This is a genomic window from Morococcus cerebrosus (assembly GCF_022749515.1).
In the GTDB taxonomy this organism is placed as follows: Bacteria; Pseudomonadota; Gammaproteobacteria; order Burkholderiales; family Neisseriaceae; genus Neisseria; species Neisseria cerebrosa.
The window spans coordinates 2,355,315-2,380,310 of record NZ_CP094242.1; the positions used below are offsets into that span (position 1 = coordinate 2,355,315).

Consider the following 24,996-nt stretch of genomic DNA (forward strand, 5'->3'; position numbering starts at 1 on the left):
CGTTAAATATTCAAAACTGCGTTTTCAGACGACCTTGATACGTCGTCTGAAACTTATTTCCACAAATTCAGCGGCGAAATCATCCACACACCCAAAATCACGATATAGGCGAAGCCGATGGGAATCAGCACTTTCCAGCCCAAACGCATGATTTGGTCGTAGCGGTAGCGTGGGAAGGTTGCACGAATCCACAGATACCAGTACAGCACAGCCGCCATTTTCACGAACATCCAGAATGCGGAAGGCGTGCCGATAATGCCCCAGCTTTGCGGGAAGGGGGACAGCCAGCCGCCGAGGAACATCAGCGATGTCAGCGCAGCAATCAGGATCATGAAAATGTATTCGGCGAGGAAGAACAGCGCGAACGCGAAGCCGGAATATTCGACGTGGTGGCCGGCAACGATTTCAGACTCACCCTCTGCCACGTCAAACGGCGCGCGGTTGGTTTCGGCAACGGCGGAAATCAGATAGACGATGAAGATGGGGAACAGCGGCAGCCAGTTCCACGAGAACACAGAACCGCCCGCGATGCCTTTTGCCTGCGCGGCAACGATGTCGGAGAAGTTCATGCTGCCCGACACCATCACGACGCACACCAGCGCGGCACTCATGGCAATCTCGTAAGAAATGCTTTGTGCGGAAGCACGCATTGCGCCCAAGAACGAATATTTGGAGTTGGAAGCCCAGCCCGCGATGATCACGCCGTAAACCGACAGCGAGGTAATCATCAGGATGTACAAAAGGCCGATATTGATATTGGTCAGCACCCATTCTTCGTTGAACGGAATCACTGCCCATGCCGCGAAAGACGGGGCGAGCGACATAATCGGACCGATGTAGAACAGGGCTTTGTTTGACAGCTTCGGACGGGTAACTTCTTTAAACAAGAGTTTGAACACGTCGGCAAACGGCTGAATCAGACCCCACGGACCGGTTACGTTCGGACCGACGCGAAGCTGCATAAAGCCGATGACTTTACGTTCGAAATAAGTCAGGTAGGCGACGGTTAGAATCAGCGGAATCAGGATAATCACGATTTTGACGATGACGGACACCACCAAGCCCACGGTGATGCCCAAATCGCCCAGACCGAGCGTTGCGGCAAAGAGGTTTTGGAACCATTCCTGCATAATCAAGCTCCCGCCAGTTCAATAGTGTCCATCAACGCACCCAGCACGGCATTTTCGGTATGCAGCGGCAGATGCACCACGTTTTCAGGCAGTCCGGCATCGGCTTTGACCATCACGGACACGCCTGCGCCGTTTTGTTTGGCGACGGCGGTTTGTCCGTCTTGCAGGCCTAAGCGCGCCAAAGTGTTCGGATTCACACGCGCGGACGGCATGGCGGCATGGCTGGTCGCTTGTAACGGCTCGGAACGGCGCACGATGGCATCGGTGTGATAGATGCCGACTCCGCCTACGCGCACGAGGCGGCTTGAGGTCGTCTGAAAATCTTTTTGAGTCGATGCGGCGCGGTTGTTCAGTTTGGACGGCAGACTTTCCGCATCCAGCGCATCTTTCAGAATCGCGGCGGTATCGTGGTATTCAAAACCTTTCAGGTCAAACAGGTTGCCCAATACGCGCAACACTTTCCACAGCGGACGCGAGTCGCCGAAGCCCTGAACGACGCCGTGGAAGGATTGCAGACGGCCTTCCATATTGATGAAGCTGCCCGAGGTTTCGGTAAACGGGGCAATCGGCAACAATACGTCGCACACGTCCAGCAGCGTTTCGCTGACAAACGGTGTAAACGCCATCACGCTTTTTGCCTGTTTCAACGCGGCTACGGCTTTTGCACCGTCCGCCGTATCGATTTCCGGTTCGACGTTGAGCAGCAAAACTGCCTGTTTCGGCGCATTTGCCATTTCGGCAACGCTCTCGCCCGAGTTCACGCCCAATACATCCGCACCAACGCTGTTAGCAGCCTGCGGCAGAATACCCAGCACCGCGCCGGTTGCGTCCGCCAGCTCTTGCGCAGCGGCATAAATGGCGGCGTAATCGGGATGGTTTTGCACTTCCGCACCCAAAATCACCGCTGCTTTTTCAGCGTTTTTCAAGCTGGCGGTAATTGCGTGTTCCGCATCGGCAGACAGGTTTTTCAGACGACCTGCCCACTCGTCGGGATGCACCGCTTCCTGAGCCAGAAGCGGCATCAGCAATTCTTCCTTGCTGCTTGCCAACACGCTCAAGGCCATGCGTTCTTTGGCGGCACGGCGCAGGCGGGCGGTCAGAAGCGGCTGTTCTTTGCGCAGGTTCGCACCGACCACCAGTACGGCTTCGTTGTCCGCCAGCGATTCGATACTTTGTCCCAGCCATTGTGCACCATTGAGGTCGTCTGAAAGACGTTTGTCCAGTTGGCGCAGGCGGGTAGCGAAGTTTTTAACACCCAAGCCATTAGCAAATTTTTTCGCCAGATACAGTTCTTCGACCGTATTCATCGGATTCGCCCAAATGCCGACTTGGTTTTGGTTGCCGTCTTTGGCGATACATTCAATCGCGCTGCGGACATATTCCAGTGCGGTTTTCCAATCTACGTCCATCCACTCGCCGCCCTGTTTGATTTTCGGGTTTTTCAGACGGCTTTCGTGATACAGGCCTTCATAGGCAAAACGGTCGCGGTCGGACAGCCAGCATTCGTTGATGGCTTCGTTTTCCAACGGCAATACGCGGCGGACGGTATGGTCTTTGGTTTGCACAATCAAGTTGCTGCCCAAAGCGTCATGGGCGGAAACGGATTTGCGGCGGTTCAATTCCCAAGTACGCGCGTTGAAACGGAACGGTTTACTGGTCAGCGCGCCGACGGGGCACAAATCGATGACGTTGCCCGACAGCTCGGTTTCCACCGCTTTGCCGATAAAGGGCATGATTTCGGAGTGTTCGCCGCGATTCGCCATCGCAATTTCCTGCAGGCCGGCGATTTCTTCGGTGAAACGTACGCAGCGGGTGCAGTGAATGCAGCGGCTCATTTCCTCGGCGGAAACCAAAGGTCCCATGTCTTTGCCGACGACGGAACGTTTTTCTTCGGTATAGCGGCTGGTGGTTTTGCCGTAGCCCATCGCCAAATCCTGCAACTGGCATTCGCCGCCTTGGTCGCAGGTCGGACAGTCGAGCGGATGGTTGATGAGCAGGAACTCCATCACGCCTTCCTGCGCCTCTCGGGCTTTTGCCGAATGCGTACGCACAATCATGCCGTCTGTAACCGGCGTGGCACAGGCGGGCAGAGGTTTGGGGGCTTTTTCCACATCCACCAAACACATACGGCAGTTGGCGGCGATGGAAAGTTTTTTGTGGTAACAGAAATGCGGGATATAAGTACCGAGCTTGTGCGCGGCTTCAATCACCGTCGCACCCTGCTCCACAGATACCTGTTTGCCGTCGATTTCGATTTGTAACATGGTTCGTTCCTAGTTACGGATTCTTAATGAAGATTTTTGTTGCAGGTCGTCTGAACGGGTTTCAGACGGCCTTTGCTGTGTGTTGTGTGTGTTTAGGTGCTGCTTGGTTTTTATGGCGGCCGATTCAGACGGCCTTTTTCATTTTTTGTTGGGTCTCGACCCAACCTGCCTTGCTACCTTTGATTTTTGTTGGGCCGAGACCCAAGCTACTTTGCTAATGATTCAGCAATGATGACACATCTATTTCTGGTTGCTCATGCAACTTGACACATTTCGAAGAGTTGTAAATATCAATCAGAGTTTCAATTTGTCCTTCAAAAGACTGCCCTTCTAAGTTCATCTCATCACGGACTTCTTGTCCAAGATACATGGCATCACGAGCTGAACCTTGTATATTTTTTTCTTTTGTGTACTGCTCCATTTTTTGCGAGATCATTTTTAATGCTGCACCTTGCTCAAGCTGGTTTGCAGCAATACCACATTTCATAAAAGTCTTTAAATCATCATGCTCAGAAGAACAACCAAATAACAATCCAGTTAGAGCAATCAATACCAGTTTCTTCATTTTTATATTTCTCATTACGTTCAACACCACTTGTGCCCTTTCATCGGCTTGCCGTGTTCAATGTAATGCACAAATTCATCACGGAAATGCTTGGTAAAGCTGCGGACGGGGAAGACGGCGGCGTCGGCGAGGGCGCAGATGGTGCGGCCTGCCATTTGGTTGCCGACGGAATCCAGCAAATCCAAGTCTTCCATGCGGCCTTTGCCTTCTACGATGCGGTGGACGATGCGGTAGAGCCAGCCGGTGCCTTCGCGGCAGGGGGTGCATTGGCCGCAGGATTCGTCATAATAGAAATAGCTTAATCGCTCAAGGGCTTTGACCATGCACACGTCTTCGTCCATCACGATAATCGCGCCGGAGCCGAGCATGGAGCCGGCTTTGGAAATCGAGTCATAGTCCATATTGGTCTGCATCATGATGTCGGCAGGCAATACGGGCGCGGACGAACCGCCGGGGATAACGGCTTTGAGTTTTTTGCCGCCGCGCATACCGCCCGCCATTTTCAGGATTTCGGCAAACGGCGTGCCTAACGGCACTTCATAATTACCCGGACGTTCGACGTGGCCGGAGATGCAGAACAGTTTGGTTCCGCCGGCATTCGGAATGCCTTTGTCGGCAAACGCCTGACCGCCGTCGCGGACGATAAACGGTACGGAGGCGAAGGTTTCGGTATTGTTGATGGTGGTCGGCTTGCCGTACAGGCCGAACGAGGCGGGGAACGGCGGTTTGAAGCGCGGCTGGCCTTTTTTGCCTTCCAGCGATTCGAGCAATGCGGTCTCTTCGCCGCAAATGTATGCGCCGTAGCCGTGGTGGGCGAAGAGTTCGAATTCGAAGTCCGAACCTAAAATATTCTTACCCAAAAAACCTGCGGCGCGCGCTTGGTCGAGTGCGGTTTCAAAGCGTTGATAACCTTCGAAGATTTCACCGTGAATGTAGTTGTAGCCCGCTTTCGCACCCATCGCGTAACCGGCGATAATCATGCCTTCAATCAGGGCATGGGGATTGAACATGATGATGTCGCGGTCTTTGAACGTGCCCGGTTCACCTTCGTCGGTGTTGCAGACGACGTATTTTTCACCGGGGAAGGAACGGGGCATAAAGCTCCATTTCAAGCCGGTCGGAAAGCCCGCACCGCCGCGCCCGCGCAGACCGGAGGTTTTGACTTCGTCAATCACGTCGGTTTGCGAGATGTTTTCGGACAGGATTCTACGCAGCGCGCTGTAACCGCCGCGTTTGACGTATTCGTCCAATGTCCAGCAGTCGGGATTGGCGGTATCCACTTGGTCAAAAATCACGCCTGATTGGTAAATAGCCATGTTGCTTGCTCGGGGTTGTTTGGTTTGGGTTTCAGACGGCCTTGGTCATGTAGCGGGCGGCCTTGGGTTTTTGTTGGGTCTTGACCCAACCTGCTTTGTTTTCAGACTGGCATTTTATTCTGCTGCTTTTTGCGCCAATCGCAAGTAATTTGTTAAATGCTTGTTTTCTATATCTTCAAGCGTATGCAATTTCAAATGACGGCGGCCTTTACCTTTGCCTTCCAATAAACCGTGCGGGTCTGCCATCTCGGCACCACGGCCGAATTCCACGGTTACATGCTGCTTATAAACAAAAATGCCGCAAAACAGTTCGGGGGCTGCAAACAAAATGCCGCCATATTTCACTTCTTCGCCTACTGTATCCGCCAGCTGCCATATTTTCGTGCGCACGCTGTTGGCGATTTCATACAAGGCGGGATTACTCATTTGCCATTCATCCAGCAGTTTTTTACTTTTTGATCCATGGTCTTCTCCTAATTTGAACTTGCAGTATTTCCGTAGGTCGGATTCTTGAATCCGACATTTTGCCTCTTTATCCACTCTGTCGGATACAAGTATCCGACCTACGTTTAAATCGTCGTTTCAGACGACCTACTCCAACTCCGCCAGTTTCTTCTCAATCGCCTCTTCAGTCATAAAGCTGCACATGCTATGGTTGTTTACCAGCATAACGGGGGCATCGCCGCATGCGCCCATGCATTCGCCTTCGACTAGGGTGAATTTGCCGTCGGGCGTGGTTTCGCCGTAGCCGATACCGAGTTTTTTCTTCAGGTATTCGCCGGTATCCATGCCGCCACGGAGGGCGCAGGGCAGGTTGGTGCAGACGGTCAGTTTGTATTTGCCGACCGGCTCGAGGTCGTACATATTGTAGAAAGTGGCGACTTCGTATGCCTGCGCCGGCGTGATGCCGATGTAGTCGGCAACAAAGGCGATGGTTTCGGGGGCGAGCCAGCCTTTTTCGGTCTGGGCAATACGCAATGCGCCCATAATGGCGGAGCGGCGTTGGTCGGCAGGATATTTTGCCAACTCGATGTCGATTTGTTTTAAGGATTCTGCGGATAACATTATCGGTCAACCTCCCCGAATACGATGTCCTGCGTACCGATAATGGCAACGACGTCGGCGAGCATGTGGCCTTTTGCCATTTCGTCCATGCCTTGCAGGTGGGCGAAGCCGGGTGCGCGGATTTTCAGGCGGTATGGTTTGTTTGCGCCGTCTGAAATGATGTAAACGCCGAACTCGCCTTTCGGGTGTTCGACAGCGGTGTAAGTCTCGCCCTCGGGAACGTGCATACCCTCGGTAAAGAGTTTGAAATGGTGAATCAGGTCTTCCATGCCTGTTTTCATTTCGGTGCGTTTGGGCGGGGCGAATTTGTGGTTTGTGGTGATGACCGGACCGGGATTGACGCGCAGCCAGTCGGCGCATTGTTTGATGATGCGTACGGATTGGCGCATTTCTTCCATGCGGCAGAGGTAGCGGTCATAACAGTCGCCGTTAACGCCGACGGGGATGTCGAAATCCATTTGGTCGTACACTTCATACGGCTGTTTCTTACGCACGTCCCACTCCACGCCCGAACCGCGCAGCATCACGCCGGTAAAGCCTTTTTGCATGGCGCGCTCGGGGGAGACGACGCCGATGCCGACGGTACGTTGTTTCCAGATGCGGTTGTCGGTCAGGAGGGTTTCGAGTGTATCGATGTTTTTCGGGAAGCGCTCGCAGAAGGCGTCGATAAAATCGAGCATGGTGCCTTCGCGGGATTCGTTGAGCTGCTTCAATACTTTGGCGTTGCGGAATTTGCTGCTCTCGTATTTGGGCATAAAGTCGGGCAGGTCGCGGTAAACACCGCCGGGACGGAAGTAGGCGGCGTGCATACGCGCGCCGGAAACGGCTTCGTACAAGTCCATCAGCTCTTCGCGGTCGCGGAAGGCGTAGAGGATGGCGGTCATCGCGCCGATGTCGAAGGCGTGCGAACCAATGCCCATCAGGTGATTGAGGATGCGCGTTACTTCGGCGAACATCACGCGGATGTATTGGGCGCGGATTGGCACATCGATACCGGCAAGTTTTTCTACCGCCAAGCAATATGCCTGCTCGTTGACCATCATGGAAACGTAGTCCAGCCTGTCCATATAAGGCAGGGCTTGCAGATAGGTTTTGGTTTCCGCCAGTTTTTCGGTACCTCGGTGCAAGAGGCCGATATGCGGGTCGGCACGGACGATTTGTTCGCCGTCCAGCTCCAAGATCATACGCAATACGCCGTGCGCCGCAGGGTGTTGCGGGCCGAAGTTGATGGTGTAGTTTCTTAATTTATTGGCCACCGTAGTTCTCCTCACGGACGATACGCGGCGTGATTTCGCGCGGCTCGATGGTAACAGGTTGGTAAATCACGCGTTTTTGCTCTTCGTCGTAACGCATTTCCACATAGCCGGAAATCGGGAAGTCTTTACGGAAAGGATGTCCGACGAAGCCGTAATCGGTCAGGATGCGGCGCAGGTCGGGATGGTTGTTGAACATGATGCCGTACAAATCGAAGGCTTCGCGCTCGTACCAATCCGCGCTGTTGTAAACGGGAACTACGGATTCAACCACGGGGAAATCGTCGTCTGAAACCCAGACGCGCACGCGGATGCGCTGATTGTTTTTAACAGAAAGAAGCTGGCTAACAACGGCGAAACGTTTGCCCTGCCATGCTTCGTTTTTGTAAGTGCTGTAATCGACGCCGCACAAATCGACCAAAAGCTCGAAATGCAGTTCTTCATGGTCGCGCAACGTGGTCATCACTGAAATATAGTGTTCGGGCAGACACTCGACGGTAATCTCGCCCAAAGCGGAAATGACTTTGTTTGCCTGATTGCCCAAAACGCGGCTGACGGCATCGTATAAGTTTTGAATGCTTGCCATATCGTTCCCTACCCTACTCGTCCCGCGCGATGGTGGAAGTGCGCTTGATTTTTTGTTGAAGCTGCATCAGGCCGTAAATCAGGGCTTCCGCAGTCGGCGGACAACCCGGCACATAAACGTCTACCGGCACAACACGGTCAGCACCGCGCACGACGGAATAAGAATAATGATAGTAGCCGCCGCCGTTGGCACACGAACCCATAGACAATACCCAACGCGGCTCGGCAAGTTGGTCGTACACGCGGCGCAGGGCGGGCGCCATTTTATTGGTGAGCGTACCCGCCACAATCATCAGGTCTGCCTGACGGGGCGACGGACGGAAAATAATGCCGAAACGGTCAAGGTCGTAACGCGCCATACCCGCGTGCATCATTTCCACGGCACAGCAGGCCAAACCGAAAGTAACCGGCCACAGCGAACCGGTACGCATATAGTTCAGCACCGTATCCGCGCTGGTGGTGATGAAACCTTTTTTCAAAACGCCTTCTATTCCCATTCCAGCGCACCTTTTTTCCATTCGTAAACAAAGCCTACCGTCAGAACGACGATAAACACCAGCATAGACCAGAAGCCGTATGCGCCCAAATCTTTGAACACCACCGCCCACGGCAGCATAAACGCGACCTCCAAATCGAAGAGGATGAACAGGATGGCGACGAGATAATAACGCACGTCAAACTTCATCCTGGCGTTTTCAAAGGCTTCGAAACCACATTCGTAAGCCGCGTCTTTTTCGGCGTAGTGGTGTTTCGGACCTAAAATCGTGCCGAGCAGGATAAACAGCACGCCGGCCGCGAGGCCGACGAGGATGAATACGAGGACGGGAAAGTAACTGGCCAACATGGGTTTATGCCTAACTGGTTGACAGACAAATCTTAATATCCTGCTATTTTATCGAATTTCAAAATCCATTAAAAGGTAAATGTCGGTCAACCTGCAAAAAAATCTTAATAAATTCAATAAGTTTATGATAACGATTCTTATTTGTGTTTTGCTTCTTACCGTTTTATTTATCTCTTGCCGACAGTTCGCCATCCTTTTTGCAGGTAATGCCTAACGATCCAGAAACCCTGCCCGATTTGATTTTCAGACGACCTCCCCTATGCTTTATAAGCATTTGCATCCTTTAACACCTCCATGCCTTGTTTTAAGTCTGAATACCCATATGATTTAAAAACCCACCCTCAAAAAGGACAATCACAATGAATTTCAACAACCTGCTCAACCAAATTTTGGGAACGGTTCAAAAAAATAGCAAATCCGTCGCCGACAGCCCGCTTAATTCTTTCGGCGGCGGTGCATTAGTGGCAGGACTGGCTTCTATGCTGATGAAAAAGAAAAACACCAAAAAACTGGTCAAAGCCGGTTCGGTCGCAGCTTTGGGTTATATTGCCTACAAAGGCTATCAAAGCTGGCAGCAAAACCGCAACCAACCCGAATTGCCGCAACAAGCGTTCGAACCTGTCGGCCAACTTGCCGAAACACACAGCCGCGTCATCCTGCGCACCATGATTGCAGCCGCCGCATCGGACGGGTCGATTGATGAAACGGAAAAACAGGTTATTGCCCGTGAAAGCGGTACAGATGCAGAAACCGCCGCCTGGCTTGCCGCCGAATATGAAAGACCGGCAACAGTCGAGGAAATCGCAGCAGCCGTCGGCAACGATGAAGCTTTGGCCGCGGAAACCTATCTGGCGGCAAGATTGGTGTGTGCCGATTTATCCCGTAAAGAAATCGTGTTCTTAAGCCGACTGTCGCAAGCCTTGAAACTGGATGACCAGTTGGTGGAAAATTTGGAAAAGCAGCTTGATTTGGCTTGATAATAAGCAGGCAGACTTAAAAATATAAAGAAGGTCGTCTGAAAACCCTCAAGTGTGGTTTTCAGACGACCTTTTCCTTTCCGTCGGCGTTATTGCGTTTGCGCGGCTTTTTGTTTTTCCGCTTCTTCGATTTTTCGGTCGTTTTCGTAATCCGAACGGAAGAGCCTGTCGAAACGGATGGTGTATTTCAACTCGCCGCCGTATGAACGGCTGCCGACGCGGGCGACGGCTTGGATGGCGCGGGTGAGCTGGTACACGAGCTTGACGGACTGCTCGGCACTGGAAATACCGTATTCGTAACCTGCGTAGAGGTTGTTGGTAATCTGTTTGCCGACGGTCAGCACTTGTTCGGCGGGGTTGAGTTCGCCGGTTTGGGCGTTGCGGCTGCGTTGGCTGGTGATGCCCAAATCGTCCACCAGTCCGAGCCTGTCGTTGACTTGTCCGGCAAGGAGCGCGCCTGCAGCTGCGGAAAGGGCGGCATTGTCGCCGTCGCTGCCGCTGCTGGCGCGGTTGAGGATGAGCCAAGAGAGCTTGTCTTTTTCGCTCATCGCCTCTTTGGCAACGAGGGTCACGCGCGGATTGGAGAGGCTGCCGAGGACTTCGACGCCCGCACCGACGGGGGAAAGGCGGCGTTCGGCGCGGATATTCAGGTTGGGGTTGTTGAGCGGGCCGACGAAAGAAACCGTACCTTTGGTGATGTCGAGGTCTTGTCCGTAGGCTTTGTAACGGCCTTTAACGACTTTAACCGTACCGACGCCTTGGATGGCTTCACCCGGGCGGGAAGTGATGGTCAGCTTGCCGCCTATGGTGATGTCTGCACCATAACCGACGAAACGGATGTTGTCGTTGAGGTTGAGCGTCAGGTTGAGACTGATGGGCGTCACGGCGGCGGTTTGTTTTTTCTCTTCGCCCAACACGACGACATCGTCGTCCAACGAGGGCATGGAGGATTTTTGCGAACCGAACATACCGTAGTCGCTGCCCAACGTACCGTTGAGGATGAAGCCCCTGGCCTGGTTGTATTGCACTTTCGCGCTGCCGGAGAGGCGCAGGCGGCGGTTCGGACGGGAGAGGGTGTCGTATTTGTCGAAAACGACATCTACGTCAACATCCGGATCGGCGTTGGCAAGGTTGACGGAGCCTTTCAGCTCGAGCGTACCGCCTTTGTGGAACTTGAGGCTGTCGATAAGCCAGCGTTGTCCCTGCAAATGGGAACGTAAAACGCCGTTGTCGAGGATGAGGCCTTGGGTTTGGTTGCGGTAGTAGAGGTTTTCGCCGTTGAGCGTACCGGAAAACTGGGGATCGCTGACGCGTCCGCCAAGGCTGACGGCGGCATTCAGACGACCTTTGACGGTTTGTCCGACGGGCAGGAAGTTGCGGAAGACTTCGAGGTCGGCGACGTTGAGGTTGAGTTTGCCGCTCAAAGGCGCGGTGTCCATGCTGGCGCCCTGTCCGATGTTGACCGTACCTTCGGCTGTACCGTAGTTGCTGGTGCCGTTCAGGGTGGCGGCGATGGTGGGCGAACCGACGCGCCCGCCTATGGTGGCGGCGGCATTCAGACGACCTGTAATGCCTTGCGCGGTAGCGGGCAGGAAGGTTTTGATTGCACCCAAGTCGGGGACGTTGAGGTTGATTTTGCCGCTGACCGGCGCGTTGGCGATTTTGTTGCCGAACTGTTGGCTGATGCCCAGATTGGCGTTGACACTGCCGAAACGGGTATTGCCTTCAAGCGTGCTGTCGATGCGGCCGTTTTGGAAACGGGTGCGCAGGGCGAGCGCGCTCAAACCCAAGGGCATCTGTTTTTTCGGGTCTTTGTTCGGCAGGATGATGTCGCCGCTTTGGCGGTTGATGTTGAGGTAGCCGCGGGCGTTTTGGCTGTACGCCAAATCCCAATCGCCGCCGAGTACCAAGTTGTGTTCGACGGGGATTTTGACGAAGTTTTGCAGCTCGGTGATGTGCAGGCTTTGCGCACTGCCTTTACTGGTGATGCCGGTTTTTTTGTCCCAAACGAAGTTTTGCAGGTTGAGGCTGCCGCCCATCACGCTCCAGCGCGCCGCGCTCATGGAAACGCGCTCCGCGCCTGCTTCGAGGTTCATGCGGTTTTGCAGTTTGAGGTTGAACGCGCCGCCGATGTCGAGCGTGTCCACGCTGCCCTTCCACTGATTGAAGTCTTTGTTCAGACCGCCCGCCGCGTTGACTTCGAGTTTGTAAGGTTTGCCGTCCAACGCCATGCTGCTGCTGCCGTGTATGCGGTGTTGCGCACCTGTGCCGTTAAGGGACAGGTCGACCGCATCGATGACGGTCGCTCCGCCGGAAAGGGCGATGTGGCTGCCTTTTATGTCGGCGGCAAGCGGACGGTTGATGTCGGGCGTGCCTTTGAGTTTGAAGTCAAGCATGCGGATGTTGACGGCATCGCCGACACGCAGCGCACGCGCTTCGCCGGAGAGGTCGGCTTCGTAGGTTTTCAGCCCGCCCTTGAGGTCGCCTGAAATGTAGCCGCGCGTATTGAGCAGCCCGCCCAGTCCGAAACCGAAACGGGAAAGGTCGGGAGCGGTGATGTCGATGTTGAGGCGGTCGCCTTTTTTACCGAAGCTGCCGTTGGTTTTGACGATATTGTTGCCCAAACGCAAATCGGTTAGCGCGCGCGGGAGGTGTCCGGATTCGTAAACGACGTCGGCTTTGCCGCTGAGGGGGACGTTGTTTAACGTACTCGGCGCAAACTGCATTTTGCCGGCGAATTTTTCTTTCGCCAGTTCGCCTGAAAGATTGATGGTGCCGTTGACGCTGCCGGCGGGCAGTTTTGAGTCTAGGCGGGATGGATTGAACGCCTTGCTGGAAACATCGAGCTTGAGCAGGCGGTCTTTGAAGAGTTCGAGCGAACCTTGCGCCGTCAGTTCGCCGCCGTTTTGCGGCGCGACGCGGACGCGGTCGAGTTTGAGGGTGCGTTGACCGTGTTGTCTGTCAGTAACGAAGGACAGCAGGCCGGAGAGTTGCGCGCTGCCGCTTTCAAGATTCCAGTCGATAGCGGGCGAGGCGGTTTCGCCTTTGACGCCGATAAATCCGTTCCACTGACCGGCAACATTGGTGCGGACGAGGTCGTCTGAAACGAGGTTGTTCACATTAATCTTAAGCGCCAGCGCGTTTTTCACCGTATCGACCGTACCGGCGACATTGAACGAACCTTCCTCCAACAGCCCGATTTCAGACTCTTGGACGGTTACCACGCCGTTGTCGTTGATGGTGAAGTCCGCCAGAATGTTGCGCACCGGAATGGATTTTGCATCGGCAAAACCCGCCGCCTTGTTTTCCAAGTCGAGCGAGCCGTCCAACGCGATACCGTGCGTAAACGAAGGCACGACGGTCGCGTCAAACGTCAGGTTTGCCTTGGGCAGCGACGGCAGGAACGCGGTCGGATTGATGTTGAAACCCTTGATCAGCACCTCGCCGATCATCTTGTCCAACGAAGCGGCAAACGGATGCACCGTAGATTTCGCCGACAAATGCACATCGTCGCCGTCCAGCAGGATTTCAGTCTGTACGTCCTGCAAGCTGCCCCACAGACGCGCCTTACCCTCTATCATCTCGCCTTCCAGCTCGCCTTTCGTCTGAATCGTCGTATTGAGCGCAAACGGCTTCTCCAGCCCGACCACCGCTGAACCCGTCGAATTGCTCCACGGCGTATCGAGGGTTTTCAAATCCAAACGGTGTTCTTTCTGATCGTAATGGTATGCCGCATTCAGATGGTCGAGATAGGCCGTCTGCTTGTCAAAATTTTTGCCCACGCTGAGCCTGCCCGTCTCAAAACGGTCGATAAACACCAACACAGGCAAATCAATGCTCTCAGGCAGCCCTTTGGACGGCTTTTTCTCTTTCGGCGGCGTCGGCTTCGGCACGACCGCAATGTCGCCCGCCACAATTTCAGTAATGTGCAGGCTGCGCTGAAACAGCTCGGACGGCTTCCAATCAAAACGGAACGCGCTGATTTTCACATCCGCCCCATCCGTTTCAATCATCCACTTATCGCCGTGAAAACCCTTGACCAGCGTACCTTCCAGCGTTTCCGACGCAATCTTCACGCCAAACCAGGACGGAATCTTGTACAAACCGAAACGCAAACCCGATTCCGTCCCCACCAGCCAGCCGATAAAGCCCGCCAGCGCGCACACCAGCACAACCAACGTCAGCAACAGACCCCGCAACCAGCGCCTCTTGCGCTTGGGCGGGGTGGGTTGTGTTTCAGACGACGTAGGCACACTGTTTGGCGTTTCTTGGGCTTCTTGGACTGCTGTTTCGGACATCTTGGCTTTCTTGTATGACTTAACGGCTGCACAGGACTCCGCCGCACCCGACGGAATCAACTTTTCAGACGACCCCATATCAGGACAGGTCGTCTGAAAAAGGATAATCATATCCCATTGCAGCGAATTGTGCTTGGGAAAGACAGCATTTCAGGTTTCAGACGACCCCATATGCCCGAACGTCATGCCCGAAGCGGTAAAAATGTCAACAAATGCAAAAAGGTCGTCTGAAAAGACTGCGGGAGTTTAGACCCGCATTTTCAGACGACCTCTTCGTATTTCAACAACCCAACGCAAATCAATGAAAAGAAACGCGTCGGGTTGCCTCAAGCTGCGGCTTACCTGCCCGACAATACCGCCGCACCTGCTTTCGCGACGCTTTCGTCTTCATCGACCGAGCCGCCGCTCACGCCGACACTGCCGACGATAACGCCGTTTTTATCCACCAGCAGCACACCGCCGGGAAAAATCACCAAACCGTCGTTGGTCACCTCAATGCCGTAAAGCTCGCCGCCCGGCTGCGAAGCCTTGCCCAAATCGCGGGTGGACATATTGAAATAGCGTGCCGTTTTCGCCTTTTTCTGCGCAATATCGATGCTGCCGATAAACGCATCGTCCATACGCGCAAACGCCTTCAAATTACCGCCTGCGTCCATGACCGCGATATTCATCGGCACCTTGATTTCACGCGCCTTTTTCATCGAAGCCTGCACCACCGCCTGCGCCTGAGCCGTCGTCAAATCGCCCGGCAGCGTTTTGGTCAAACCCGTCGAAAACGCCGGCGCACCCAATGCCAAAGTACACAACAATGCAACTGATTTTATGCCGCGCATAACTGTCTCCTTGTATTGAATCAATGAAAGGTACTGCACTTTTGATTGTATGCCTGTCGGCGGGAACAATAAAGGTCGTCTGAAAACCATGAGACAGTTTTTCAGACGACCTCAGATGGGCTTTGGGTTTCAAACACCGTATGCCCGCGGTTTCAGCAGGTCGGATTCGCCAATCCGAAATTTACCCTTACCCCTGTTGTTGGATGATATGCACATCGCGCTGCGGGAAAGGAATATTGATATTGGCGGCACGCAGGTTTTCCACCACCTGCTCGTTCAATCCGAAGCGGAACGCGCCCAAATCGGCTTCGTTCGTCCACGCCCAAAGTGTAACTTCAATGGCGCTGTCGCCCAGGTTGGTAATAAATGTTACTGCTTCTTTGCCTTGGGTCTGCACACACAAGGGATGCTCGGTGGCGGCTTTCAAGACGGCGGCTTTGGCGGCCTTCAAATCGCAGGCGTAATCGACACCGACCACCACCTGCACGCGGCACAGCGGCATGGAGGAACGGTTGACGATGCTGTTGCTCATAACGACGCTGTTGGGCAGGATGACTTCTTCGTTATCCGGCGTACTCAGCGCGGTCTGCACCATTTTAATTTCGCTAACAAAGCCTTCGAAGCCGTTGACTTTGATGTAGTCGCCGACTTTAAACGGACGGAACAGAATAATCAGCGCACCGGCGGCAAAGTTCGACAGTTGGTCTTTCAGCGACAAAGCCACCGCCAAGCCCGCACCGCCGATTAAGGCGGTAACCGACGTGGTCGGAATGCCCAACTTGCCCAACGCGGCAATAATAATCAGGATTAACAGGCCGATATTAGCTACGTTGCCCAGAAAGCTCACCAGCGTTCTATCTACTTTGGCGCGGGTCAGCGCGGCTTTCATCAAAATAACGAGGCGGGAGGCTATCCATCTGCCGACAAAGAAAATCGCCAGCGCGGCAACGAGGTTGGTACCGAATGCCATGCCGGTTTCAACGAGACGTTCCCAGCCTGAGAATGAAGAGAGGTTTTCAAGATCGAAATTCATGATTTTTATTTATGGTTAAAGAATGGTTGGAAATTTGGATATTGATTGGTTTTGCAGCAAGCCTGCCCACATTTTCAGACGACCTTAAAACCTTGTGCCCAAGCTGATGTGCCAGCGTATTTTCTTGTCTTGGTGTCCGTAGGCGACGTCGAAGGAGAACGGGGCGACGGGGCTGAACCAGCGCACGCCGACGCCGGTACCGTGTTGCATACTCATGTTTTTGAAGTTGCTGGTAACGTCGCCGACATCATGGAAGACGGCGCCGGATACACTTTTGGTAATCGGGAACTGGTATTCGAGGCTGCCGACCAGTAATGCCCTATCGGGGAGGACGGAATTGTTCGGCCCTGCCAGACCGATGCTGTCGAGTTCGTAACCGCGGATAGAAGATGCGCCGCCGGTGCGGAACATTAAGCTGGAAGGCACGTTTTCACCTTCGCGGGCGTAAACGTAGCCTGCCTGCCCGCGGACGATGAAGGTGCCGAGTTTTTTGTTTTCGGGTGTGTAGAAATAGCCTGCGCGGGCGGTGGCGCGCGCCATGGTGGTGGAGGACAGGAAGTTGCCCAGCGTTGCGCCGATTTTGCCGTCGAGGTAGTAGCCGTTTTCGGGACGCAGCTCGGTTTCGATGTTTTGGCGTTTCCACGAGGCGGTCAGCATGGTGGCGTGGCTGCGGCCGAGGTCGTAATTGGTATCGGGTACTTTGCGGTCTTCGGTGATGAATTCGATACCGAGGCGCGATTCGATGCCGTTGCGGTCACGCACGCGCCAAATGCCGCTGGTCAGGGCGCGTTTTTCAAGGTTTTGGGTGGTCGAGCGGTTGTAGGACGTGTTGGTCGTCCAATATTTGCCTTCGCTGTTGCGCGGCTGGCTGATACCGGCGGCGAGGGTGGTTTCGTATTTGTCCATGTCCCAAACGACGGAGCCGATGTAGCCTTTGTTGAAGAGGTTGTAGTAGTCGTAACCGATGCGTCCGCCGAGGCCGTATTCGGAATCGTAGCGGATACCGGTTTCGAGTTTGTGGCGTTTGACTTCGGTAACGTTGACTTTGACGGGCACGCGGTCGCCTTGGAGGCGGTCGAAGTCGGCTTGAACGGATGCGCCGGAGTAATGTCCGTTTTGTTCGAGCGCTTGTTGGAAGTCGAGCAAGAGGTCGAGATCGTAGGGCGCGCCGGGTTTGAAGCGTGCCAGGCCGGCAACGACGTTTTCGGGATAGCGGCGGGTGCCGGTGATTTCAAAGTCGCCGAAATAAATGGGGCGGTTGCTTTCGACGATCACGTTCAGATCGGCGGTATTGTTGTTGGGATTGACGGTGGCTTGGGTGTTGCTGAGTTTGGCAAGCGGGTATTTTTTGCGGGTTACTGCGCTGAGGACGGAGGTTTTGCTGCCGCTCCAGCCGTCTTGGTCAAAGTATTCGCCAACGGGCTGCTGCCAGTTGAGCATGGCTTTTTGGTAATACTCGGCAAGGTTGTCGTCTGAAAGGATGTCGCCGAGGATGGCGACGCTGACGTTGTCGATTTTGGTGCGCGGGCCGGGATTGACGGCGACGGTGTAGCTCGAACCGTTGTCTTGGACATTGACGCTGCCGTTGAAATAGCCTTTGGTTTTGAGCATGGTTTTGACGTTGTCGGGCGCTTCTTCGGCGAGGAAGCCGACCTGCTCTTTGTCCAGTTCTTCGTCCTGCTGCTGGGTAATCAGCGGCAGGTATTCTTCGAGCATGGATTTGACTTCGCTGTTTTTGGTTTCGATTTTGACGGGAAACTTGGGCGTCAGTTTGCCTGCTTTGGCAGCCTGCTCGGATTGCCCGCCCTGCTTGAAGCCGGGAATCGGTTCGTAGTCTTCGGCACGCGGCAGGTCTGCTGCGGCTGCGTGTCCGTAGGCAAGGGCGAGTGAGGCAATCAGGATGGGCGAAGTCAGTCTGGTCATGGCAAAAAATGTTTCAACGGCAGAAGGGTTCTAAATTCTACCATTATTTTCAATCGGGTTTAAAACCCGCCCGAGACGGAGGGGTCGTCTGAAAAGGCGGATGCGCCTGCCTCTGTGCGACAGAAGCAAAACACATTAACTCCCTCCAATCCGAAAAATACAGCACAAACTGCCCAATTCTCTAAAAAATAAAGCATTTTCCGCCACAACAATCGATTTGATATGTAAACCTGCGCAATAATTGATATTTTCTTTTAAAATGCAACGTTTCTTAACACATAAAGTAAGAGGACATATCATGGCAAGTGGTAATCCACTGCTAAACGCAGTCAACCGTATCGGACTTGTCCCGCAAATCATCATCGGTTTGATGTTGGGCGTCTTGGTCGGTACCATCTCCCCGAAAGCAGGCTTGGGCGCAGGGCTGCTCGGCGAATTGTTCGTCGGCGCATTGAAAGCCGTCGCCCCCGTATTGGTGTTTGTCTTAGTAACCGCCGCGCTGGTGCAATACCGCAAAGGCGGCGAAGCCAAAATCAAACCCATCATTATTCTGTATCTCGTCGGCACATTTGCCGCCGCCGCAGTCGCCGTTGCCGCCAGTATGGCATTCCCGACCGCGCTGGTGTTTAAAGACGTAGCTACCTCCACCCTCGCCCCGCCCTCCGGCATCATCCAAGTCCTCAAAGAGCTTTTGATGAAGCTCGTGTCCAACCCGATTAACGCCATCGCACAAGCCAACTACATCGGCATTCTCGCATGGGCGTTGGTTTTAGGCTCTGCATTGCGCCACCACGGCTCCGACACCACCCGCCAAGTCGTCTCCGACCTCTCCGAAGCCGTTACCACCGTCGTACAATGGGTTATCCGCTTCGCCCCCTTGGGTATTTTCGGACTGGTTTCCCAAACCGTCGCCGAAACCGGCTTTGCCGCCTTCCTCAGCTACGGACGCCTGCTGGCAGTCCTGCTTGGCAGCATGGCATTTATCGCCCTCGTCGTGAACCCGCTCATCGTCTGGTCGCAAACCCGCAAAAACCCTTACGGACTGGTCTTCACCTGCCTGCGTGAAAGCGGACTCTACGCCTTCTTCACCCGCTCCTCCGCCGCCAACATCCCCGTCAACATGGCATTGGCGAAAAAACTCGGCTTACATGAAGACACCTACTCCGTCTCCATCCCGCTGGGCGCAACCATCAACATGGCAGGTGCAGCGATTACCATCACCGTCTTAGCCATGGCGGCCGCCTACACCAAAGGCATCGTCGTCGATTACCCCACCGCCCTGCTCCTGAGCCTCGTCGCCACTGTTGGCGCATGCGGCGCATCCGGCGTTGCCGGCGGCTCGCTGCTGCTGATCCCCGTCGCCTGCAGCCTCTTGGGCATCGACAACGACTTCGCCATGCGCGTCGTCGGCGTCGGCATGATTATCGGCGTTATCCAAGACTCCGCCGAAACCGCCCTCAACTCCTCCACCGACGTACTCTTTACCGCCGCCGCCGACTTAGGCAGCCGCCGCAAAGACTAGAGACTCGGTTGTTTCGCAAAAAGTTAAAAAGGTCGTCTGAAATTTCAGACGACCTTTTTTAATCTAAATTATGGATGAGCTTTAAGACATTGCCTCGTAGCTGCCATGTTCAGTTTCATCACTTCGGCTTTACCTTCAGTCATTGCTGTTGGGCAGGTTAGGTCTAAACTCATAGAATTACCCCAACCCACCCCAAAAGCTGCAAGAGTTTAAAGAGTTTAATGGATTGCGCCGCGTTCCGCGCTGAAGCTGGTGTTCAAACTTTCCAGTTGTCCGACAATTGCTTCACCTTGGAATGTTGCCTTACCTGCCACTTCTTCTGCTTTTGGTCCGTAAAACTTACCTTCATAGCGGCCTTCTACGGTACGAAACAGAATATTATCCTCACCTGCGGTTGCCCTACCTGAAAAACCGTTGCCTTTAATGTCGGTTTCTTTCAAGGAAATATCGCGACGGAATGCGCCAAGAACCCCTTTATTGATTGCCAAATCTCCACTGATTTTTTTACGTCCAAAGTCGGCATACAGGGTTGAGGTTCCGATATTCGTTACGTTACCAGAAATATTGTCATAACGGCTGGCATTACCCCTATATGTTGCAATACCTGATTTCGGCATATCGGCTGTACCGGTTTCCAAGCCAAAATAGAAAATGTCACGTTTCGGATCTTTAGATACGTTGTATGCGGCGGTTAAGGCTTTGGAAAGGGCAAGCCCTGTCAAACCACCGATTTGTCCGACATTTTCATCAATTAACTTCAATACGACACCATCAACAATTAATTGAGTAGCATCAGGTGCTTTTACCAATGCTCCGTTAAAGGTGTACCGGCGGTTGTGCCCTGATAATGTAGCAATTGTGTTCCCGTTGGTGTTTTTGATATCCAATCCTTCCAATTCCCCTTTGTGGAAACGATTTTTGTCAATAAAGAATCCAGTATTACTTAATTTTTTTTCCGTCGGTTTATCTTGTGTTGACGGCACGATCTCATTGCCTGATTTATTTTCGCTAACTTGTTCGGTTGTTTGTGATGCTTGTTGATCACTTTCTCTAGAATACTTATTCTCAGAGGACGAACCCGAGCTTACAGTATCAGGATTCACTGTCGGTGTCGGTGCAGCTGTCGGTGTCGTACCACCTCCTCCGCCTCCTCCGCAAGCTCCTAATAGAATTGCTGTCGCACAAAGCAAGAAAGATTTTTTCATTTGATATTCCTGTGTTTGAATATGAAGATGTATTGAAAAATGTAATAGCTAGTTATTGCCGACATTTTGCTTTACTAATTAATGCATAAATTTGCAAAGATATGCCATTCAGGATAATATATTTACCGCGCATCCCTTATCAATACCAATTATTATGCTTTAAGACCGTTTATCGGAATAATTTCCCAATTTTAATTACATTCGACTACAAGGAGGCTGTGAATGTCCGTCAATGACAAAATCCGTGCTTTGCGCGAGTTGAACAATTGGTCACAGGAAGATATGGCAGAACGGCTGAATATGTCGAAAAGCAGTTATTCTCGGCTTGAACGGGACGAGAGAAAATTGGATTTAGCAAAGTTGGAAAAGTTGGCGGCAATTTTTAAAATCGATATTGGCGAGTTGGTTGCTTCGGATGATAAAGAATTAGTTTTGTTGATCGGAACGAACAACAGCAACAATCCCGATTATGGGGCAAATGGGCAGATTACGATTGAACTCGAAAAACTAAAGCTAGGCTTGGAACACAGCCGTGAACTGCTGGCTCACAAGGATTTGCTGCTGGCGCAAAAGGATCGGGAGATTTCAGCTTTGCGGCAGTTGGTAGCGCAGCTGCAAAAGTAAGTTATTAAAGAATGGAAGGTCGTCTGAAATTTCAGACGACCTTTTGTTGTATGAATTTTGTAAAATTTAGGAATAATCGGAACCTGCCCGTACAGCCGCGTTCCAATTACTTTCATCTTTTTAGGACTCGGATGTTCAAAAAAGCCCTTGTTTTCATATTGGTTTTGTTCTTTACCGCCGCGCTTTTGCCGCTGTGGATTATGTGGCGCGATTTTTGGGTGTCGCGCTTGGATGCGGATACGGTGCGTCCGGCGGATACTGCGGTTGTGCTTTCGACCCGCTCTTATGAAGGAGGTCGTCTGAATCCTTGTTTGGTGGCGCGCGTTGAAGCGTCCGTCGAGCTGTATCGTGCCGGCAAGGTGAAGAAGCTGGTGATGTCTGGCGGAGTCAGCCGTGATTTGCAGTCCTCTGCGGGCAATATGCAAATGATTGCGGAGAAAATGGGCGTACCGAAGGCAGACATTATTCAGGAACGGGAAGCGGGCAATACGTTTGAAAACATCGTGTTCAGCCGAAAATTTATTGAAAACAGCCCGCGCGTCGTCATTGTCAGCGCCGGTTTTCATTTGGCGCGGGCGCGGATGATGGCGGACAAGCAGTGGCAGGGGCACGATATTCAGGTGTATGCCGCGCCGTTTTGTTCCGAGCCTTACGGCGGCTATGGTTTCACGGTATTGCGCGAGTCGGCGGCGTTTGTCAAAAACGCTTTGAAGGGAAGGTTGTAGTTTCAGACGACCCGAATGTATATCGTTAAATCATGTATAATTGCAAACAATTTGACTGTTTGATTTAACCGTTTGACCGACCTACCGACAGGACTCCGACATGATCAACCCTATCGCTGCACTTTCCCCCCTAGACGGCCGCTACGCCAAATCTGTTGAAGCATTGCGTCCGATTTTCTCCGAATACGGCCTGATGAGGGCGCGCGTCAAAGTCGAATTGAGCTGGCTCAAAGCCCTTGCCGCCGAACCGAAAATTACCGAAATTCCCGCCTTCAGCGATTTCACACTTGCCGAAATCGACAAAGTCATCCAAAATTTTTCATTGGAAGACGCAGCCGCCGTCAAAGCCATCGAAGCGACCACCAATCACGATGTCAAAGCCATCGAATACTGGCTTAAAGAACGCTTCGCCGGCGTACCCGAAGTCGCCGCCGCCAGCGAGTTTATCCACTTTGCCTGCACCAGCGAAGACATCAACAATCTGTCCCACGCCCTGATGCTGCAAGAAGCGCGCGAAACCGTCATCCTGCCCAAACTTGCCGAAATCATCGAAAAACTCACCGGCATGGCGCATGACCTTGCCGCCGTCCCCATGATGAGCCGCACCCACGGCCAGCCCGCCACACCGACCACCTTGGGCAAAGAAACCGCCAACATCGTGTACCGCCTGCAACGCCAGTTCAAAAACCTTCAGGCGCAAGAATTCCTCGGCAAAATCAACGGCGCGGTCGGCAACTACAACGCCCACATGGTCGCCTATCCCGACGTCGATTGGGAAACCCACTGCCGCAACTTCGTCGAAATCAGCCTCGGCCTGACCTTCAACCCCTACACCATCCAAATCGAGCCGCACGACTACATGGCTGAATTCTTCCAAACCCTCAGCCGCATCAACACCATCCTGATTGACTTCAACCGCGACGTTTGGGGTTATATTTCATTGGGTTACTTCAAACAAAAAGTCAAAGCGGGCGAAGTCGGCTCTTCCACCATGCCGCACAAAGTCAACCCCATCGACTTTGAAAACTCCGAAGGCAATCTCGGCATGGCCAACGCCGTATTAGGCTTTTTATCTGAAAAACTGCCCGTTTCCCGCTGGCAGCGCGACCTGACCGACAGCACCGTCCTGCGCAATATGGGCGTAGGCGTAGGCTATGCCGTATTAGGCTTCGCCGCCCACCTGCGCGGCCTGAACAAGCTCGAACCCAACCCCGCCGCGCTGGCCGCCGATTTGGATGCCACTTGGGAGCTGCTCGCCGAACCGATTCAAACCGTGATGCGCCGCCACGGCGTCGCCAATCCTTACGAAAAACTGAAAGACCTGACGCGCGGCAAAGGCGGCATCACGCCCGAAGTGCTGAAAGTCTTCATCGAATCGCTGGAAATCCCCGCCGAAGCCAAATCCCAACTGCTCGCCCTGACCCCCGCGCTGTACATCGGCAAGGCAGAAGAATTAGCGAAACGGATTTGATACCGTCTTAATGATTTGAGATTGAGTTGAAACAAAAGGTCGTCTGAAAACCAAGATTCAGGGGTTTCAGACGACCTTTCGTCATATTAAGAGTAGCGTGGGCTTTGCCCACGACTTTCAACCCGAACATCAGAATCCAATCATTTCTATTCATTCGTGGGCAAAGCCCACGCTACGGGCTTAGTTTTTGATACAGAACCCGCCACCAGCCGTCATTCCCGCACAGGCGGGAATCCATCGGAAATTTGAAGAAACAGGTGCTTGAAAAACATTTGCCGAAATTCAAAAATGGATTCCCGCCTGCGCGGGAATGACGACGACCGGTAAGTTGCATACCGAAAATAAAGTAATTCAGCTATACCCACAAAATAAATACAAGTACACACACCCAATTCAGACTGACAGACGGCAAATCCCGCGGGCAAAGCCCACGCTACGGGGTTGGCTTATCTCTCAAAGCGTGTTTTGATGAATAAAGGTCGTCTGAAACCCGTGTCCGGCTTTGCGGCATCACCAGCCCGCCTGTCACTCGACCTTTCGCTTAGGCTTCAAACGTACCCAGCCAAATCCGCCAGCTTTCGTCGGTGTCGGCGCAGATGGTCAGGGTTTCGCCGTTTTCGATGCTTTGGAACGAGAGGCTGCGGGCGTGAAGCATGAGGCGGGTGGTGCCGAGATGAGCGGCGGTGGCGTGGTTTTGGCGCAGGTCGCCGTAGTTGGTGTCGCCGACGATGGGGTGGAAGATGTGTTTCATGTGGCGGCGCAGTTGGTGTTTGCGGCCTGTGTGCGGGACGAGTTCTGCCCACGAGTAGCGCGAGGTCGGGTAGCGGGCGGCGGATTGGAAGGGCAATTCGGTGCGCGCAAGGCAGCGGTATCGGGTTTGGGCTTCTTGGAGGGTGGCTTCGGTTTGGGATTCGGCGATTTTGTCGGGCTGATATTTGAGGGGGTAGTCGATGAGTCCGTCGTCGGGCAAATATCCGCGCACGATTGCCCAGTAGGTTTTGCGTGTGGTTTTTTGTTCGAACTGCTGCGTCAGCAGGCGGGCGGCTTCGGGGTCGAGGGCAAACAGGAGGATGCCGGATGTGGGGCGGTCGAGGCGGTGGGCGGGATAGACGTGTTGTCCGATTTGGTCGCGCAGGGTCTGCATGACGAACTGTGTTTCGTGGCGGTCGAGCCAGCTTCGGTGGACGAGCATTCCGGCGGGTTTGTTGACGGCGATGGTGCGGCTGTCGCGGTAGAGGATGTCGAGCATGGCGGGATGTGGGCGGAAATGGGGGATTGTAACGCAAGCGGTCGCGGCTGAGACGGCAATCTTGAGGCAGAAACGCATGATTCGGTTCAAATAAGGAACACTTGCTGCCGTTCA

At 53.5% G+C, this 24,996-nt stretch carries 21 protein-coding genes and 1 pseudogene; 5 read left to right on the forward strand and 17 right to left on the reverse strand.

The features are described 5' to 3' along the window. Positions 1-53: 53 nt before the first annotated feature. The 10 genes from nuoH to MON37_RS11190 form a co-directional block, all read right to left on the reverse strand. Positions 54-1,130, reverse strand: coding sequence for an NADH-quinone oxidoreductase subunit NuoH (gene nuoH / locus MON37_RS11145; protein ID WP_039404290.1), 1,077 nt, complete (start codon positions 1,128-1,130; stop codon positions 54-56). Between the two features lie 2 nt (positions 1,131-1,132). Continuing rightward, positions 1,133-3,394, reverse strand: a complete 2,262-nt coding sequence (nuoG, locus tag MON37_RS11150) for an NADH-quinone oxidoreductase subunit NuoG (protein ID WP_039404288.1) — start codon at positions 3,392-3,394, stop codon at positions 1,133-1,135. Positions 3,395-3,608: 214 nt separating this feature from the next. Further along, on the reverse strand, positions 3,609-3,959 hold the full coding sequence (locus MON37_RS11155; protein ID WP_141752699.1) for a hypothetical protein: 351 nt from the start codon (positions 3,957-3,959) through the stop codon (positions 3,609-3,611). A gap of 20 nt (positions 3,960-3,979) precedes the next feature. After that, positions 3,980-5,275: an NADH-quinone oxidoreductase subunit NuoF gene (gene nuoF / locus MON37_RS11160; protein ID WP_039404282.1), complete on the reverse strand. Its 1,296-nt coding sequence runs from the start codon at positions 5,273-5,275 to the stop codon at positions 3,980-3,982. Between the two features lie 114 nt (positions 5,276-5,389). Continuing rightward, complete coding sequence (locus tag MON37_RS11165; protein WP_052242800.1) at positions 5,390-5,701, reverse strand: DUF1801 domain-containing protein; 312 nt, start codon at positions 5,699-5,701, stop codon at positions 5,390-5,392. A 165-nt stretch (positions 5,702-5,866) separates the two neighbouring features. Then, positions 5,867-6,340 (reverse strand): NADH-quinone oxidoreductase subunit NuoE, encoded by a 474-nt coding sequence (gene nuoE / locus MON37_RS11170; protein WP_003741945.1) that lies wholly within the window; start codon positions 6,338-6,340, stop codon positions 5,867-5,869. Then, a complete protein-coding gene (gene nuoD, locus MON37_RS11175) occupies positions 6,340-7,596 on the reverse strand; it encodes an NADH dehydrogenase (quinone) subunit D (RefSeq protein WP_009310869.1) in 1,257 nt (418 codons plus the stop codon). Before nuoD ends, nuoE begins: the two co-directional genes overlap by 1 nt. Next, positions 7,586-8,179 (reverse strand): NADH-quinone oxidoreductase subunit C, encoded by a 594-nt coding sequence (locus MON37_RS11180; protein WP_039404276.1) that lies wholly within the window; start codon positions 8,177-8,179, stop codon positions 7,586-7,588. The genes nuoD and MON37_RS11180 overlap by 11 nt, the downstream gene beginning before the upstream one ends. Before the next feature lie 13 nt (positions 8,180-8,192). Next, positions 8,193-8,675: a NuoB/complex I 20 kDa subunit family protein gene (locus MON37_RS11185; protein WP_003677002.1), complete on the reverse strand. Its 483-nt coding sequence runs from the start codon at positions 8,673-8,675 to the stop codon at positions 8,193-8,195. Continuing rightward, the gene (locus tag MON37_RS11190; RefSeq protein WP_003741940.1) at positions 8,666-9,022 is read right to left on the reverse strand and encodes an NADH-quinone oxidoreductase subunit A; all 357 of its coding nucleotides are present in this window, start codon (positions 9,020-9,022) and stop codon (positions 8,666-8,668) included. The genes MON37_RS11185 and MON37_RS11190 overlap by 10 nt, the downstream gene beginning before the upstream one ends. Positions 9,023-9,381: 359 nt before the next feature. Between MON37_RS11190 and MON37_RS11195 the strand changes: the two genes are divergently transcribed. Then, positions 9,382-9,999 (forward strand): tellurite resistance TerB family protein, encoded by a 618-nt coding sequence (locus tag MON37_RS11195; protein WP_039404261.1) that lies wholly within the window; start codon positions 9,382-9,384, stop codon positions 9,997-9,999. A gap of 89 nt (positions 10,000-10,088) precedes the next feature. Here the strand turns inward: MON37_RS11195 and MON37_RS11200 are convergent, their stop codons facing one another. The 5 genes and pseudogenes from MON37_RS11200 to MON37_RS11215 form a co-directional block, all read right to left on the reverse strand. Continuing rightward, a complete protein-coding gene (locus MON37_RS11200) occupies positions 10,089-14,297 on the reverse strand; it encodes a translocation/assembly module TamB domain-containing protein (protein WP_039404258.1) in 4,209 nt (1,402 codons plus the stop codon). Between the two features lie 338 nt (positions 14,298-14,635). Then, positions 14,636-15,130: a GlcG/HbpS family heme-binding protein gene (locus tag MON37_RS11205; RefSeq protein ID WP_039404255.1), complete on the reverse strand. Its 495-nt coding sequence runs from the start codon at positions 15,128-15,130 to the stop codon at positions 14,636-14,638. A gap of 187 nt (positions 15,131-15,317) precedes the next feature. Next, complete coding sequence (locus MON37_RS11210) at positions 15,318-16,163, reverse strand: mechanosensitive ion channel family protein (protein WP_039404253.1); 846 nt, start codon at positions 16,161-16,163, stop codon at positions 15,318-15,320. After that, positions 16,147-16,308 (reverse strand): annotated as a pseudogene (locus MON37_RS12550) (hypothetical protein); the annotation flags it as partial. The pseudogene MON37_RS12550 and the gene MON37_RS11210, both read right to left, overlap by 17 nt. Then, on the reverse strand, positions 16,248-18,086 hold the full coding sequence (locus MON37_RS11215) for an autotransporter assembly complex protein TamA (protein WP_039404250.1): 1,839 nt from the start codon (positions 18,084-18,086) through the stop codon (positions 16,248-16,250). The pseudogene MON37_RS12550 and the gene MON37_RS11215, both read right to left, overlap by 61 nt. A 298-nt stretch (positions 18,087-18,384) precedes the next feature. Here MON37_RS11215 and sstT point away from each other — a divergent pair, with 298 nt between their 5' ends. After that, the gene (sstT, locus tag MON37_RS11220; protein WP_039404247.1) at positions 18,385-19,608 is read left to right on the forward strand and encodes a serine/threonine transporter SstT; all 1,224 of its coding nucleotides are present in this window, start codon (positions 18,385-18,387) and stop codon (positions 19,606-19,608) included. A gap of 218 nt (positions 19,609-19,826) precedes the next feature. Here the strand turns inward: sstT and MON37_RS11225 are convergent, their stop codons facing one another. Continuing rightward, positions 19,827-20,813 (reverse strand): Slam-dependent surface lipoprotein, encoded by a 987-nt coding sequence (locus tag MON37_RS11225; RefSeq protein ID WP_242883674.1) that lies wholly within the window; start codon positions 20,811-20,813, stop codon positions 19,827-19,829. Positions 20,814-21,035: 222 nt separating this feature from the next. On the opposite strand from MON37_RS11225, the gene MON37_RS11230 reads away from it, so the two are divergent. From MON37_RS11230 to purB, 3 genes are all read left to right on the forward strand, one after another. Beyond that, complete coding sequence (locus MON37_RS11230) at positions 21,036-21,437, forward strand: helix-turn-helix domain-containing protein (RefSeq protein ID WP_039404244.1); 402 nt, start codon at positions 21,036-21,038, stop codon at positions 21,435-21,437. A 131-nt stretch (positions 21,438-21,568) separates the two neighbouring features. Continuing rightward, positions 21,569-22,162, forward strand: a complete 594-nt coding sequence (locus MON37_RS11235) for a YdcF family protein (RefSeq protein WP_039404242.1) — start codon at positions 21,569-21,571, stop codon at positions 22,160-22,162. Between the two features lie 100 nt (positions 22,163-22,262). Continuing rightward, positions 22,263-23,633, forward strand: a complete 1,371-nt coding sequence (gene purB, locus MON37_RS11240; protein WP_039404240.1) for an adenylosuccinate lyase — start codon at positions 22,263-22,265, stop codon at positions 23,631-23,633. 541 nt (positions 23,634-24,174) lie between these two features. On the opposite strand, the gene truC is transcribed toward purB, so the two are convergent. After that, on the reverse strand, positions 24,175-24,882 hold the full coding sequence (gene truC / locus MON37_RS11245) for a tRNA pseudouridine(65) synthase TruC (protein WP_039404537.1): 708 nt from the start codon (positions 24,880-24,882) through the stop codon (positions 24,175-24,177). Positions 24,883-24,996: the final 114 nt, after the last annotated feature.